Source organism: Pseudomonas sp. LFM046 (assembly GCF_000949385.2).
GTDB lineage: Bacteria > Pseudomonadota > Gammaproteobacteria > Pseudomonadales > Pseudomonadaceae > Metapseudomonas.
Window position 1 is genome coordinate 69,543 of sequence record NZ_JYKO02000001.1, and the last position, 13,886, is coordinate 83,428.

General features: G+C 64.7%; 13 protein-coding genes. 8 read left to right on the forward strand and 5 right to left on the reverse strand.

Annotated elements, in window-relative coordinates; translation table 11 throughout:
* The first annotated feature begins 22 nt into the window (after positions 1-22).
* The 5 genes from TQ98_RS00345 (at position 23) to TQ98_RS00365 (ending at position 4,106) form a co-directional block, all read left to right on the forward strand.
* Positions 23-985, forward strand: coding sequence for a sulfonate ABC transporter substrate-binding protein (locus tag TQ98_RS00345; protein ID WP_044870965.1), 963 nt, complete (start codon positions 23-25; stop codon positions 983-985).
* Between the two features lie 100 nt (positions 986-1,085).
* Positions 1,086-2,249, forward strand: coding sequence for an FMNH2-dependent alkanesulfonate monooxygenase (gene ssuD, locus TQ98_RS00350; RefSeq protein WP_044870966.1), 1,164 nt, complete (start codon positions 1,086-1,088; stop codon positions 2,247-2,249).
* A gap of 10 nt (positions 2,250-2,259) precedes the next feature.
* Positions 2,260-3,045: an aliphatic sulfonate ABC transporter permease SsuC gene (ssuC, locus tag TQ98_RS00355; RefSeq protein WP_044870967.1), complete on the forward strand. Its 786-nt coding sequence runs from the start codon at positions 2,260-2,262 to the stop codon at positions 3,043-3,045.
* Positions 3,042-3,854 carry an aliphatic sulfonates ABC transporter ATP-binding protein gene (gene ssuB / locus TQ98_RS00360; RefSeq protein ID WP_044870968.1) on the forward strand — a complete coding sequence of 271 codons (813 nt, stop codon included), beginning with the start codon at positions 3,042-3,044 and terminating at the stop codon, positions 3,852-3,854. The genes ssuC and ssuB overlap by 4 nt, the downstream gene beginning before the upstream one ends.
* Positions 3,855-3,890: 36 nt before the next feature.
* The gene (locus TQ98_RS00365; protein ID WP_016490167.1) at positions 3,891-4,106 is read left to right on the forward strand and encodes a TOBE domain-containing protein; all 216 of its coding nucleotides are present in this window, start codon (positions 3,891-3,893) and stop codon (positions 4,104-4,106) included.
* 93 nt (positions 4,107-4,199) lie between these two features.
* Here TQ98_RS00365 and aguA read toward each other — a convergent pair whose 3' ends face one another.
* From aguA to TQ98_RS00390, 5 genes are all read right to left on the reverse strand, one after another.
* Complete coding sequence (gene aguA, locus TQ98_RS00370; protein WP_044870969.1) at positions 4,200-5,306, reverse strand: agmatine deiminase; 1,107 nt, start codon at positions 5,304-5,306, stop codon at positions 4,200-4,202.
* Positions 5,307-5,390: 84 nt separating this feature from the next.
* Positions 5,391-6,269 carry an N-carbamoylputrescine amidase gene (gene aguB / locus TQ98_RS00375; protein ID WP_044870970.1) on the reverse strand — a complete coding sequence of 293 codons (879 nt, stop codon included), beginning with the start codon at positions 6,267-6,269 and terminating at the stop codon, positions 5,391-5,393.
* 198 nt (positions 6,270-6,467) lie between these two features.
* On the reverse strand, positions 6,468-7,112 hold the full coding sequence (locus TQ98_RS00380) for a TetR/AcrR family transcriptional regulator (RefSeq protein ID WP_044870971.1): 645 nt from the start codon (positions 7,110-7,112) through the stop codon (positions 6,468-6,470).
* A gap of 135 nt (positions 7,113-7,247) precedes the next feature.
* Positions 7,248-8,306: a polyamine ABC transporter substrate-binding protein gene (locus tag TQ98_RS00385; RefSeq protein WP_044870972.1), complete on the reverse strand. Its 1,059-nt coding sequence runs from the start codon at positions 8,304-8,306 to the stop codon at positions 7,248-7,250.
* Between the two features lie 150 nt (positions 8,307-8,456).
* Positions 8,457-9,842, reverse strand: coding sequence for a glutamine synthetase family protein (locus TQ98_RS00390; RefSeq protein ID WP_044870973.1), 1,386 nt, complete (start codon positions 9,840-9,842; stop codon positions 8,457-8,459).
* Positions 9,843-10,120: 278 nt separating this feature from the next.
* Here TQ98_RS00390 and TQ98_RS00395 point away from each other — a divergent pair, with 278 nt between their 5' ends.
* The 3 genes from TQ98_RS00395 to TQ98_RS00405 all read left to right on the forward strand — a co-directional run bounded on the left by TQ98_RS00395 (position 10,121) and on the right by TQ98_RS00405 (position 13,806).
* The gene (locus TQ98_RS00395; protein ID WP_044870974.1) at positions 10,121-10,873 is read left to right on the forward strand and encodes a gamma-glutamyl-gamma-aminobutyrate hydrolase family protein; all 753 of its coding nucleotides are present in this window, start codon (positions 10,121-10,123) and stop codon (positions 10,871-10,873) included.
* 144 nt (positions 10,874-11,017) lie between these two features.
* Entirely contained in the window at positions 11,018-12,376 is a 1,359-nt protein-coding gene (locus TQ98_RS00400; RefSeq protein ID WP_044870975.1) for a glutamine synthetase family protein, read from the forward strand.
* A 62-nt stretch (positions 12,377-12,438) separates the two neighbouring features.
* The gene (locus TQ98_RS00405; RefSeq protein WP_103102828.1) at positions 12,439-13,806 is read left to right on the forward strand and encodes an aspartate aminotransferase family protein; all 1,368 of its coding nucleotides are present in this window, start codon (positions 12,439-12,441) and stop codon (positions 13,804-13,806) included.
* Positions 13,807-13,886 lie beyond the last annotated feature (80 nt).

A 13,886-nucleotide genomic window follows, 5' to 3' on the forward strand; every position in this document is an offset into this window, starting at 1 on the left:
GCAAAGTCAGAAGGAGAGCGCCATGCGCACCATCACTTTGCGTCGGAGCCTGGCTGCCCTGTTCGCGGCTGCCCTGGCTTTCGGCGCCATCACAGAGGCACAGGCCGAGACCCTGCGAATCGGCTACCAGAAATACGGCACCCTGGTGCTGCTCAAGGCCAAGGGCTCGCTGGAGAAGCGCCTGGCCGAACAGGGCATCGACGTGAAATGGACCGAGTTCCCCGGTGGTCCGCAGCTGCTCGAAGGGCTGAACGTCGGCTCCATCGACTTCGGCGTGACCGGCGAAACGCCACCGGTATTCGCCCAGGCCGCCGGCGCCGACCTGCTCTACGTGGCCTACGAGCCGCCGGCACCGCAGAGCGAGGCGATCCTGGTGCCCAAGGGCTCGTCCATCCAGTCGGTCAAGGAACTGGCCGGCAAGAAGGTCGCGCTTAACAAGGGCTCCAACGTCCATTACCTGCTGGTCCGTGCCCTGGAAGAGGCCGGCCTGAAGTACAGCGATATCCAGCCCGTGTACCTGCCCCCGGCCGACGCCCGCGCCGCCTTCGAGCGCGGCGCCGTGGACGCCTGGGTGATCTGGGACCCCTTCCAGGCCGCCGCCGAGCAGCAGCTGGAAGCCCGCACCCTGCGCAACGGCCAAGGGCTTGTGGATAACCACCAGTTCTACCTGGCCAGCCGGACCTACGCCCAGAAGCACCCGCAGGTGATCGGCACCCTGATCGAGGAAGTGCGCACCGTGGGCGAGGAGTCCAGGGCGGACCCGGACAAGGTCACCGAACAGGTGGCGCCCCTGCTGGGCCTGTCGAAGGACATCACGGCCATCGCGGTGAAACGCCAGGGCTACGGTGCCCGAGCGCTGACGCCCGAGGTGATCGCCGCGCAGCAGAAGATCGCCGACACCTTCACCGGCCTGAAGCTGATCCCGAAGAAGCTCAGCATCGCCGACGTGATCTGGACACCGCCGGCCAAGGTCGCGCAGCAGTAATTCCGAAGCATTGGGGGAGGTCGGCGCCGTTTGGTGCTTCCCTCTCCCCCGGCCCCTCTCCCGCAAGCGGGAGAGGGGAGGATTTTAAGGAGACCACTCCATGAGCCTGAACATCTTCTGGTTCCTGCCGACCCACGGCGACGGCCACTACCTCGGCACATCCGAGGGCGCCCGCGCCGTCGATCACGGCTACCTGCAACAGATCGCCCAGGCCGCCGACCGCCTCGGCTTCGGCGGCGTGCTGATCCCCACCGGACGTTCCTGCGAGGACTCCTGGCTGGTGGCCGCCTCGTTGATTCCGGTGACTCAGCGCCTGAAGTTCCTCGTCGCGCTGCGCCCCGGGATCATTTCGCCGACCGTGGCCGCGCGTCAGGCCGCGACCCTGGATCGCCTGTCTGGCGGCCGCGCCCTGTACAACCTGGTGACCGGCGGTGATCCGGACGAGCTGGCCGCCGATGGTCTGCACCTGGACCACGCGGAGCGCTACGAAGCTTCGGTGGAATTCACCCGCATCTGGCGCCGCGTGCTGGAGGGCGAGACCGTCGACTACGACGGCAAGCACATCCAGGTGAAGGGCGCCAAGCTGTTCTACCCGCCGCTGCAGCAGCCGCGTCCGCCGCTGTACTTCGGTGGCTCCTCCGAGGCCGCCCAGGACCTCGCTGCCGAGCAGGTGGAGCTGTACCTGACCTGGGGCGAGCCGCCGGCTGCGGTGAAGGACAAGATCGAGCAGGTACGCGCCAAGGCTGCCAAGCAGGGTCGCACCGTGCGTTTCGGCATCCGCCTGCATGTGATCGTGCGGGAAACCAATGAAGCCGCCTGGGCCGCCGCCGACCGCCTGATCGAGAACCTTGACGATGCCACCATCGCCAAGGCCCAGGCCGCCTTCGCCCGTTTCGATTCCGTGGGCCAGCAGCGCATGGCCGCCTTGCACAACGGCAGGCGTGACCAACTGGAAGTCAGCCCCAACCTCTGGGCCGGTGTCGGCCTGGTGCGTGGCGGCGCGGGCACCGCCCTCGTGGGCGACGGCCCTACCGTGGCGGCGCGGGTGAAGGAGTACGCCGACCTCGGCATCGACACCTTCATTTTCTCCGGCTACCCGCACCTGGAAGAGTCTTACCGGGTCGCCGAGCTGCTGTTCCCGCATCTGGACGTGGCCCGGCCGCGCACCAACGACGGCCTGGGCTTTGTCAGCCCCTTCGGCGAGATGGTGGCCAACGAGGCGCTGCCGGAACCCAAGCTGCACACGCTGGCTTCGCAGAGCTGAGGGGGCGGGGATGAAACTCGATTCCATACTCCTGCGCCTGGCGCCCTGGGCCTTGCCCGTGGCGTTGCTGGCGATCTGGCAGGTCGCGGTGGAAGCCGGCCTGCTTTCCACCCGCATCCTGCCGGCGCCCAGCGCCGTGCTGGCGGCGGGCTGGGAGCTGCTGTCCAGCGGCGAGATCTGGACCCACCTGGCCATCAGCGGCTGGCGCGCCGGCATCGGCTTCGCCATCGGCGGCGGGCTGGGCCTCTTGCTGGGCTTCACCACCGGCCTGTCGAAGTGGGGCGAACGCCTGCTCGACAGCTCGGTGCAGATGATCCGCAACGTGCCGCACCTGGCGCTGATTCCGTTGGTGATCCTGTGGTTTGGCATCGACGAGTCGGCGAAGATCTTTCTGGTCGCCCTCGGCACCCTCTTCCCCATCTACCTGAACACCTACCACGGCATCCGTAATGTCGACCCGGCGCTGGTGGAGATGGCGCGCAGCTATGGCCTGTCGGGCTTCGCGCTGTTCCGTCAGGTGATCCTGCCCGGCGCGCTGCCCTCGATCCTGGTGGGCGTGCGCTTCGCCCTCGGCTTCATGTGGCTGACCCTGATCGTCGCGGAGACCATCTCCGCAAGCTCCGGCATCGGCTACCTGGCGATGAACGCCCGGGAGTTCCTGCAAACCGATGTAGTGGTGCTGGCGATCCTGCTCTACGCGGTGCTCGGCAAGCTGGCGGATGTCGCCGCCCGTGGGCTGGAGCGTGTCTGGCTGCGCTGGCACCCGGCCTACCAGGCCAAGGGAGGTGCCGCATGACCGCCGCCCTGCAATTGCTACCGCGCGTCCGGCAGGGCACTCCCCTCGTCCTGCGTGGCCTCGGCAAGTCCTTCGGTGGGCGCGAGGTGCTCAAGGGTATCGACCTGTCTATCCCGGCCGGCCAGTTCGTCGCCGTGGTGGGCCGCAGCGGCTGCGGCAAGAGCACCCTGCTGCGCCTGTTGGCCGGTCTGGACAAGCCAAGCCGTGGTGACCTGCTGGCCGGCTCGGCGCCCCTGGAAGAGGCCCGCGAGGACACCCGGCTGATGTTCCAGGATTCGCGCCTGCTGCCCTGGAAGCGGGTGATCGACAACGTTGGTCTGGGCCTGTCCGGCGACTGGCGTGTCCGTGCGCTGGAGGCTCTGGACGCGGTTGGCCTGGCCGACCGTGCCAACGAGTGGCCAGCGGCGCTGTCCGGCGGGCAGAAGCAACGCGTGGCCCTGGCCCGCGCGCTGATCCACCAGCCGCGCCTGTTGCTGCTGGACGAACCCCTGGGGGCCCTGGATGCCCTCACCCGTATCGAGATGCAGCAGTTGATCGAACGGCTCTGGCAGCAGCACGGCTTCACCGTGTTGCTGGTGACCCATGACGTGAACGAGGCGGTGGCCGTGGCCGATCGGGTGATCCTGATCGAGGACGGTGCCGTCGGCCTGGACCTGCCGGTGGGGCTGTCGCGGCCCCGTGCCCGCGCCTCGGCTCACCTGGCCGCCCTGGAGGCCGAAGTGCTGGATCGTGTGCTGGCGCTGCCAGCCGCGCCGCCACAACCCGAACCTGTTTCACCCCTGCCCACGCAGTTGCGCTGGGCGCTCTGAACCGCACCTCAATCCCCGAGCAAAGGAAGAACCACCATGACCATCAAAGCCATCAACGTCCGCAACCAGTTCAAAGGCACCATCAAGGAAATCATCGAGGGCCCGGTGCTCTCCGAGATCGACGTGCAGACCGCCGCCGGCGTCGTCACCTCTGTCATCACCACCCGCTCCGTGCGTGAGCTGGAGCTGGGCGTGGGGTCGGAGGTGATCGCCTTCGTGAAGTCCACGGAGGTGTCGATCGCGAAGCTGTGAGGCAGCGGATCCGTTGCTCCTACAAAATCGACAATGCCCACCCCAAAAAGCGAACCCCCGCACGTGCGGGGGTTCGTTTTATCCGGCGTTCGCTCAGCGCTTCTGCGGCGCCGGCTGCTGCTGGGTGATGCAGTGGATGTTGCCGCCGCCGAGAAGGATCTCGCGGCCCGGCACCATCACCACTTCATGCTGCGGGAAGACGCGCTTGAGGATGGCTTCGGCGGTGGCGTCCTTCGCGTCGTCGAACTTCGGCGCGACGATGCCGCCGTTGACGATCAGGAAGTTGACGTAGGAACCGGCCAGGCGGATCGAGGGATCGCGCTCCTGGGTGCCTTCCACCAGGTCCACACCCGCGCATTCTTCCTCGGTGGCGTAGATCGGGCCGGGGATCGGCATCTTGTGCACCACCAGCTGGCGGCCCTTGGCGTCACGGGCGCTTTCCAGCACCTTCATGGCCGCCTGGCAGCGCGGGAAGTTCGGGTCCTGCGGGTCGTCGGTCCAGGCCAGCAGCACTTCACCCGGGCGCACGTAGCAGCAGAAGTTATCCACATGGCCGTCGGTCTCGTCGTTGTAGAGGCCGTCCGGCAGCCAGATCACGGTTTCCACCGCCAGTTGCTCGCGCAGCATCTCTTCGATCTGCTCGCGGGTCAGGTGCGGGTTGCGATTGCGGTTGAGCAGGCATTCTTCGGTGGTGATCAGGGTGCCTTCGCCATCCACGTGGATGGAGCCGCCTTCCAGCACGAAGCCTTCGGTGCGGTAGCGCTTGTTGCCTTCGATCTCGAGGATCTTGCGGGCCACCTGGTCGTCACGGTTCCAGGGGAAGTAGAGGCCGCCGTCGAATCCGCCCCAGGCGTTGAAGGTCCAGTCCACGCCGCGCACGTCGCCCTGGTCGTTGATCACGAAGGTCGGGCCGGTGTCACGGACCCAGGCGTCGTCGTTGGAGATTTCCACCACACGGATGTTCGGCTCGTCGAGGCGCGCGCGGGCGTTCTCGTACTGGGCGGCGGAGACGCAGACGGTCACCGGCTCGAAGCGTGCGATGGCCTTGGCCACGGCGGTGAACGCAGCCTGTGCGGGCTTGCCACCCAGGCGCCAGTTGTCGGGACGCTCGGGCCAGACCATCCAGGTGCGGGTATGGGGTTCCCACTCGGCTGGCATGCGGAAGCCGTCGTCGCGGGGGAGGCTGTTCAGTGTGTTCATCGATCCACCATTGGTATGAAAGGCCAGGGGCCAGCCCGCTGGCGAACAGTGCATCGCCAACGGGCTGGCCCCTGTATTCGGGCATTACGACTCGAGGGAGCCGTCCAGGGTCTTGATCGGGGAGTATAGGTTCGGGCGGCGATCGCGGAACACACCCCAGGCGCTACGCACGTGCTCCAGGCGGTCCAGGTCGAAGCTGTGGACCAGGATGCCTTCCTCGGTTTCGTTCAGCTCTTCGACCTTGGCGCCGAACTGGTCGGCGATGAAGGAGGAGCCGTAGAAGGTGATGTCGTAGCCGTCCTGCTCTTCCTTGCCGATGCGGTTGGAGGCGACCAGCGGCATCAGGTTGGCGCCGGCATGGCCCTGCTGCACGCGCTGCCAATGGTCACGGGAGGTGATGTTGGCGTCATGCGGCTCGCTGCCGATGGCAGTCGGGTAGAAGAGGATCTCGGCACCCAGCAGGGCCATGCTGCGGGCGGCTTCCGGGAACCACTGGTCCCAGCAGATGCCCACGCCGATCTTGGCGTAGCGGGTGTTCCACACCTTGAAGCCGGTGTCGCCGGGGTTGAAGTAGTACTTCTCGTGGTAGCCGGGGCCGTCCGGGATGTGGCTCTTGCGGTAGACGCCCAGGTTGGAGCCGTCGGCGTCGATGATGGCGATGCTGTTGAAGCGCGCGCGGCCAGCCTGCTCGAAGAAGCTGATGGGCAGCACCACTTCCAGTTCCTTCGCGACGTTCTGGAAGTGCGCGATGGCTTCGTTGGTTTCGGTCGGGGTGGCCAGTTGCAGGTAGTTCGGGTTCGGCTTCTGGCAGAAGTAGGGGGTCTCGAACAGTTCCTGGATCAGGATGATCTGCGCGCCCTTGGCGGCAGCCTGACGGACCAGTTTTTCAGCGTTGGCGATATTCGCGCCGCGATTCCAGGAACAGGCCATCTGAGTGGCGGCGACGGTAACGATACGGGACATGAAGACACCTCGTCGGGACGTTTTTGGACCGGTTGCCGGATATCTATCGGCAACTGGGGCATTTCCGTGCCGGCGGGGTGTGGGCCGCCGTGCGGATGACGACTTTATAATCGATAAAAATCCGCTTTGGAAGCGTGATTTCTCTATCGGAGCGCGTTTGCTGATTTATTTGCCGATAAATATCGGATTTATATCGGCTCAGATTTCCCGGGCTGCGGCCCGTCTTGGCAGGAAGGGCGGCAGGTAGAGTCCGAGGTAGGCATCGAAGACGCGCATGCCTTCTTCGGCCAGGCGCGGGGTGATTTCGCCGTGGAGTTGTACCGAACGGGCGTAGACGCGGTCGCCCAGTTCCATGGCCAGGGCGAAGACGTCGACATCGTCGGGCAGCGTCGGCAGCTCGAAGTGGCGTTCGAAGAGCGCGTGCATCAGGCGGCCCAGTTCGATGTCGTGCTGGCGGTCGGCCTGGGTGACTTCGGTGAGGCCGTGCTGGGCGAGGATCAGCTGGCGCGCCGCGGCATCGCCGGCGTAGATCGAGAGCATGCGCTCTTCCACCACGCGCGAGAGGTCGTGCCAGTGGCGCAAGCTGTCGTGGGCGATGGGCTGTAGCAGGCAGGCGCGGAAGGCGGCGTGGACGTCGCTGGTCAGGGCTTCGAGGATCGCGGGGACGCTGGCGAAGAAGTGGTAGACGGAGGAGGGCGGCATCTCCGCGCGCTCGGCCACGCTGTAGATGGACAGGTTGGCCACGCCCTGTTCGGCCAGCAAGGCGCGGGCGGCATCGAGGATGCCGGCGATGCGCAGCTGGCTGCTGGCGCGCGGCTTTCGGGCAGTGGCGGGACGCGGCATGGGAGGCTCCTTTCCGTAGAGCCGCTATTGGAATCCAGGCGACCGGTCAGGAGCAAGGGATACGGCTCGTAGGGTGTGCCGTGCGCACCAGAACGCTTGCGCAGGAGTTCCGGTGCGCGCAGCGCACCCTACGGGTCATTTCCCTTCGCGAAATGCTTTCCAGACTTCATCACGGGTGGCGCTGAGCTTGTCTGGCACGGGCTCGACGGGGAACAGCCGGCGCTTGGTGTCCTTGTCCGGGTAGAGGCCGGGCTGGTTGCGCAGGGCGTCGTCCAGGTACTGGCGGGCGTCGGCATTGCCACTGGGGTAGAGGGTGGCGCTGGTGATCCTGGCCGCGACCTGGGGGCGCAGCATGAAGTCGATGAAGCGGTGGGCGAGGTCCGCTCGCTTGGCGCTGGTGGGAATCGTCAGGTTGTCGATGAAGACCACCGAGCCTTCGTCCGGGACCATGAAGGTGACTGGTTGGCCGGCCGCGGCGGCGTTCAGCGCGTCACCGACCCAGGCCATGGCGACGCAGAGCTTGCCGGCATTGAGGTCGCCAATGTAGCGCTCGCTGTCGACATAGCGCAGATGCGGGCGCAGGGCGCTGAGGGTTTCGGCGCTGCGCTTGAGGCGGCTCGGGGCGCTGCGGGCGAGGTTGCGGCCCTGGAAGTTGAGCAGCACGGCCAGGGTCTCGTCCGGGGCATCCAGCAGGCTGATGCCGCACTGGCCGAGGCGGGCGCTCTGATCGGCGTCGAACAGCAGGCTCCAGCTGTGGGGCAGGGGGCCGCCGAAGGCCTTTTCCGCCTGCGGGGTGTTCACCGCCAGGCCGACGGCGCCCCAGAGGTAGGGCACGGCGTGCTGGTTGTTCGGGTCCATCGCGGCGAGCTTGCTCAGCAACTGCTTGTCCAGGTGCTGGCGATTGGGCAACTGGGCGAAGTCCAGGGGCTGCAGGCGGCCTTCCTTGATCAGCCGGGGCAGGTCGTTGTGGGAGGGCACCGCGATGTCGATGGGCTCGCCGCTGGCGAGGGCTTTGTCCAGTTCATCGGCGCTTCTGAAAGTGTGGTACTCGACCTTGATGCCGGTTTCCTTCTGGAAATCCTCCAGCACCTGCGGGGCGATGTAGTCATTCCAGTTGTAGACACGGATCAGGTCTTCGGCCTGGGCCAGCGCGGGAAGCAATGCGAACAACAGCGGGGCGAGCAAGCGGGGCATGACGTCCTCCCTGATAGAGCATGCGGGTTCTGGTTGTTATGGCGTTCGGGTGCAGCAAGGCGCCGCCGGGCGGGGTACCCGCTGCGCCGGGGTGTTGCAAAGGGTTCAGATGCGACAACGCCGGCCCAGGGGCCGGCGTTGTGGACTCGCTTACACGGTATGCAGGTACCAGTTGTACTCGAGGTCGGAGATGGAGTGTTCGAACTCCTCCAGCTCGCTTTCCTTACAGGCGACGAAGATGTCGATGTAGTCCGGGCTGATGTACTTGTTCAGAACTTCGTTGTCGTCCAGCTCGCGCAGGGCATCGCGCAGGTTGTTCGGCAGGCTCTGTTCCAACTGTTCGTAGGCGTTGCCTTCGATGGGCGTACTCGGCTCGATCTTGTTGGTCAGGCCGTGGTGAATGCCCGCCAGGATCGCCGACATCATCAGGTAGGGGTTGGCATCGGCGCCGGCCACACGGTGCTCGATGCGCACGGCGTCCGGGCTGCCGGTGGGCACGCGAACGGCCACGGTGCGGTTGTCCAGGCCCCAGCTCGGTGCGTTCGGTACGTAGAACTGCGCGCCGAAACGGCGGTAGGAGTTCACGTTCGGGCAGAGGAAGCCCATGGACGCGGGCATGGTCTCGAGCACACCGCCGACCGCATGACGAAGGGCGGCGTTCTGCTCGGGATCATCGGCAGCGAAGATGTTCTTGCCTGTCTTCTTGTCGATCAGCGAGATGTGTACGTGCAGGCCGTTACCCGCCTGGCCCGGGTAGGGCTTGGCCATGAAGGTAGTGTCCATTTCATGGTCGTAGGCGATGTTCTTGATCAGCCGCTTGAGCAGGACCGCGTAGTCGCACGCCTTGAGGGCGTCTTCCACGTGGTGGAGGTTGACCTCGAACTGGGCCGGGGCGCTTTCCTTGACGATGGCGTCGGCCGGGATGCCCTGGACCTTGGCGCCTTCGAGGATGTCCTGCAGGCAGTCGGCATACTCGTCCAGGTCGTCGATCAGGTAGACCTGGGTGGATTGCGGACGCTTGCCGGAGATCGGGGAGCGCGGCGGCTGCGGACGGCCGTTAATGTTCTCCTGGTCGATCAGGTAGAACTCCAGTTCGAAGGCGGCGCAGATGGTCAGGCCGAGTTCGTCGAATTTCTCCACTACACGACGCAACACTTCACGCGGGTCGGCGAAGAAGGGTTCGCCTTCGCCTTCGACCTCGTGCATGGTCATCAGCAGCTGCGCGGTCGGGCGCTTCTGCCAGGGTTCGTCGCTCAGGGTGTCGGGGATGGGATAGCAGATGCGGTCTGCGTCGCCGATGTCCAGGCCGAGGCCGGTGCTTTCGACGGTGGAGCCGTTGATATCGAGCGCGAAGATCGAAGCGGGGAGGTTGATGCCTTTCTCGTAGACTTTGGTCAGGCTGGCGCGTTCGATCCGCTTGCCTCGAACCACTCCATTCATATCCGCAATCAACAGGTCGACGAACTGGACCTCAGGATGTTCCTTAAGGAATTCGTTCGCTTCTTGAAGCTGAACGGCACGCGGGGGTACCGACATGATGCAACACCTTTTTTGTTAAAAATATCAATCACGCTCTATCTAAGGTGTGAGTCAATCTGAATCACCCTTGGATGTCAAGCGAGCCCCATTTTGCCCCAAAATTGGTCTCGATGGCCAGTTTTGGGGCGTTTCAGGGCACCCGGACCACTCTGCAAACCATGCCAGGCGCGGTGCTCAGCGGGGCGTGTTCAATTTTTTACAGCCCTATTGTGTAATAAAATGAACAACGCTAAGCTCGGCCGAAACCCATAACAGACAAATAAAACGGGTGTCTCATGTCTCGCCTGCCGTTGATCGGCGTAACCGCTTGCACCAGAGAGCTTGGTCCTCAGACTTATCATATAGCGGGTGACAAGTATCTTCGTGCGGTGGCGGTCGGAGCTGGTGGTATTCCGCTGGTGATTCCGGCCCTGGCTGAACTGATGGATCAATCGACTCTCCTGGCTAGCCTGGACGGTCTCCTCTTTACCGGCTCCCCTTCCAATGTGGAGCCCCATCATTATCAAGGCCCCGCTTCCGCGCCCGGCACCCGCCACGATCCCCGGCGTGACCACACCACCTTGCCGCTGGTCCGCGCGGCCGTGGCCGCCGGCATCCCGGTCCTGGGTATCTGCCGCGGCTTTCAGGAAATGAACGTGGCCTTTGGCGGCACCCTGCACCAGCGCGTGCATGAGATAGAAGGATTCATGGACCACCGCGAGCCGGCCAACGAGCCCCTCGAGGTGCAATACGCGCCCCGCCACCTGCTGAAGGTGCAGCCGGGCGGCGTGCTCGACGGCATCGGCTTGCCGTCCGAGATTCAAGTCAACTCCATTCATGGCCAGGGCGTTGAACGTCTGGCGCCGGGCCTGCGTGTAGAGGCTCTGGCGCCCGATGGGTTGGTCGAGGCCGTTTCGGTCGAAGGCGCCAAGAGCTTTGCCTTAGGTGTGCAATGGCACCCCGAGTGGCAAGTGCAGACCAACCCAAACTATCTCGCCATCTTCCAGGCCTTTGGTGAGGCTTGCAGGGAGAAGGCGGGGCAACGCTGAGCGGGAGACCTTTCTTCAGGAAACCAACGAAGTTGCTGCGACGCGGAGTTCGGACTGTACTTTCCGCGGGCGGCTGGCTCGTAGTACGTGATGGGTACAAACCTGCAGAAGCCTCCTCGTGAAGCTCTAAACCCTGAGGTCTTTATGACTACCAAGCTCGACCAGCTCACCAGCTGGCTGAAAGAACGCAAAATCACCGAAGTTGAATGCATGATCAGCGACCTTACCGGCATTGCGCGCGGTAAGATTTCGCCCACCAACAAGTTCCTGGACGAGAAGGGCATGCGCCTCCCCGAGAGCGTGCTGCTGCAGACCGTGACCGGTGACTATGTTGAAGACGACATCTATTACGAGCTGCTGGACCCGGCGGACATCGACATGTTCTGCCGCCCGGACCAGAGCGCCGTCTACCTGGTGCCTTGGGCCATCGAGCCCACCGCCATGGTGATCCACGACACCTTCGACAAGCAGGGCAACCCCATCGAGCTGTCGCCCCGCAACCTCCTGAAGAAGGTGCTCAAGCTGTACGCCGACAAGGGCTGGAAGCCGATCGTCGCGCCGGAGATGGAGTTCTACCTGACCAAGCGCTGCGATGACCCGGACTTCCCCCTGCAGGCCCCGCTGGGTCGCTCGGGCCGCCCGGAAACCGGTCGCCAGTCCTTCTCCATCGATGCGGCGAACGAGTTCGATCCGCTGTTCGAGGACATGTACGACTGGTGCGAAATGCAGGACCTGGACCTGGATACCCTGATCCACGAGGAAGGTCCGGCGCAGATGGAAATCAACTTCCGTCACGGCGACGCCCTGGACCTGGCCGACCAGATTCTGGTGTTCAAACGCACCATGCGCGAGGCCGCGCTCAAGCACAACGTGGCGGCGACCTTCATGGCCAAGCCGATCACCGACGAGCCGGGCAGTGCCATGCACCTGCACCAGAGCGTGATCGACATCAAGACCGGGAAGAACATCTTCTCCAACGATGACGGTTCCATGAGCGAGCTGTTCCTGAACCACATCGGCGGCCTGCAGAAGTACATCCCTGAAGTGCTGCCGCTGTTCGCGCCCAACGTGAACTCCTTCCGCCGTTTCCTGCCGGACACCTCCGCGCCGGTGAACGTGGAATGGGGCGAGGAAAACCGCACCGTGGGCTTGCGCGTGCCGGATGCCGGCCCGGAGAACCGCCGCGTGGAGAACCGCCTGGCCGGCGCCGACGCCAACCCCTACCTGGCCATCGCCGCCAGTCTGCTCTGTGGCTACATCGGCATGGTCGAGGGTGTGAGGCCCAGTGCGCCGGTGAAGGGCCGCGGCTACGAGCGCCGCAACCTGCGCCTGCCGATCACGATCGAGGCGGCGCTGGAGCGCATGGAAGCCTGCCGGGACATCGAGAAGTACCTGGGCAGCAAGTTCGTGACCGGCTATGTGGCGGTCAAGCGCGCCGAACACGAGAACTTCAAACGGGTGATCAGTTCCTGGGAGCGCGAGTTCCTGCTGCTCTCTGTCTGATCCTGAACGGATGCCGGCCGCCTCGGCCGGCCCTCCAGATGTGTGTTTACTGAGGTAATGAAATGAATAGCCAAGTGACCAACCCCCAGACCCTTGAATGGCAAGCGCTCGGTCGTGACCACCACCTGCCGCCGTTCACCGACTACAAGGCGCTGAACGCCAAGGGTGCGCGGATCATCACCAAGGCCGAAGGCGTTTACGTCTGGGACAGCGAGGGCAACAAGATCCTCGATGGCATGGCCGGCCTGTGGTGCGTCAACGTCGGCTACGGCCGTGAGGAGCTGGTCCAGGCGGCAACCCGCCAGATGCGCGAGCTGCCCTTCTACAACCTGTTCTTCCAGACCGCGCACCCGCCGGCAGTCGAGCTCTCCAAGGCCATCGCCGATATCGCGCCGGAAGGCATGAACCACGTGTTCTTCACAGGCTCCGGCTCGGAAGCCAACGACACCGTGCTGCGCATGGTCCGCCACTACTGGGCGATCAAGGGCCAGCCGCAGAAGAAAGTCATCATCGGCCGCTGGAACGGCTACCACGGCTCCACCGTGGCCGGCGTCAGCCTCGGCGGCATGAAGGCGCTGCATGGGCAGGGCGACCTGCCGATCCCCGGCATCGAGCACATCGCCCAGCCTTACTGGTTCGGTGAGGGCGGCGACATGGCGCCGGCCGAATTCGGCGTCTGGGCGGCCGAGCAGCTGGAGAAGAAGATTCTCGAAGTGGGCGAAGACAAGATCGCGGCCTTCATCGCCGAGCCGATCCAGGGCGCGGGCGGCGTGATCGTCCCGCCGGAAACCTACTGGCCGAAGATCCGCGAGATCCTCGCCAAGTACGACATCCTGTTCATCGCCGACGAAGTGATCTGCGGCTTCGGCCGTACCGGCGAGTGGTTCGGCAGCCAGTACTACGGCAACGCCCCGGACCTGATGCCGATCGCCAAGGGCCTGACCTCGGGCTACATCCCCATGGGCGGCGTGATCGTGCGTGACGAGATCGTCCATACCCTGAATGAGGGTGGGGAGTTCTACCACGGCTTCACCTACTCTGGTCACCCGGTGGCCGCGGCGGTGGCGCTGGAAAACATCCGCATCCTGCGTGAAGAGAAGATCGTCGAGAAGGTGAAGGCTGAAACGGCACCTTATTTGCAGCAACGCTGGCAGGAGCTGGCCGACCACCCGTTGGTGGGCGAAGCGCGTGGGGTCGGCATGGTTGCGGCCCTGGAACTGGTCAAGAACAAGCAGACCCGTGAGCGTTACGCCGGTGGCGTAGGTATGCAGTGCCGCGAGCACTGCTTCCGTAACGGCCTGATCATGCGGGCGGTGGGTGACACTATGATCATTTCGCCGCCGCTGGTGATCAGCAAGGATGAAGTCGACGAGTTGGTGACCAAGGCGCGCAAGTGCCTGGATCTCACCCTGGCGGACGTCAAAGGCTGAGAAAAAGGGGCTGGCTTGCGGCATTTCGCCATGGCGACTGTTGTAAGCAAGCCCTCGACCTTGCCAGACTTCGCCGGTGC

What these genes read in the sequence shown, in the direction of transcription:
- TQ98_RS00345 (WP_044870965.1), top strand. Translation starts at nt 23, where the DNA reads ATGCGCACCATCACTTTGCGTCGGAGCCTGGCTGCCCTGTTCGCGGCT.
- ssuD (WP_044870966.1), top strand. Translation starts at nt 1,086, where the DNA reads ATGAGCCTGAACATCTTCTGGTTCCTGCCGACCCACGGCGACGGCCAC.
- ssuC (WP_044870967.1), top strand. Translation starts at nt 2,260, where the DNA reads ATGAAACTCGATTCCATACTCCTGCGCCTGGCGCCCTGGGCCTTGCCC.
- ssuB (WP_044870968.1), top strand. Translation starts at nt 3,042, where the DNA reads ATGACCGCCGCCCTGCAATTGCTACCGCGCGTCCGGCAGGGCACTCCC.
- TQ98_RS00365 (WP_016490167.1), top strand. Translation starts at nt 3,891, where the DNA reads ATGACCATCAAAGCCATCAACGTCCGCAACCAGTTCAAAGGCACCATC.
- aguA (WP_044870969.1), bottom strand. Translation starts at nt 5,306, where the DNA reads ATGAACACACTGAACAGCCTCCCCCGCGACGACGGCTTCCGCATGCCA.
- aguB (WP_044870970.1), bottom strand. Translation starts at nt 6,269, where the DNA reads ATGTCCCGTATCGTTACCGTCGCCGCCACTCAGATGGCCTGTTCCTGG.
- TQ98_RS00380 (WP_044870971.1), bottom strand. Translation starts at nt 7,112, where the DNA reads ATGCCGCGTCCCGCCACTGCCCGAAAGCCGCGCGCCAGCAGCCAGCTG.
- TQ98_RS00385 (WP_044870972.1), bottom strand. Translation starts at nt 8,306, where the DNA reads ATGCCCCGCTTGCTCGCCCCGCTGTTGTTCGCATTGCTTCCCGCGCTG.
- TQ98_RS00390 (WP_044870973.1), bottom strand. Translation starts at nt 9,842, where the DNA reads ATGTCGGTACCCCCGCGTGCCGTTCAGCTTCAAGAAGCGAACGAATTC.
- TQ98_RS00395 (WP_044870974.1), top strand. Translation starts at nt 10,121, where the DNA reads ATGTCTCGCCTGCCGTTGATCGGCGTAACCGCTTGCACCAGAGAGCTT.
- TQ98_RS00400 (WP_044870975.1), top strand. Translation starts at nt 11,018, where the DNA reads ATGACTACCAAGCTCGACCAGCTCACCAGCTGGCTGAAAGAACGCAAA.
- TQ98_RS00405 (WP_103102828.1), top strand. Translation starts at nt 12,439, where the DNA reads ATGAATAGCCAAGTGACCAACCCCCAGACCCTTGAATGGCAAGCGCTC.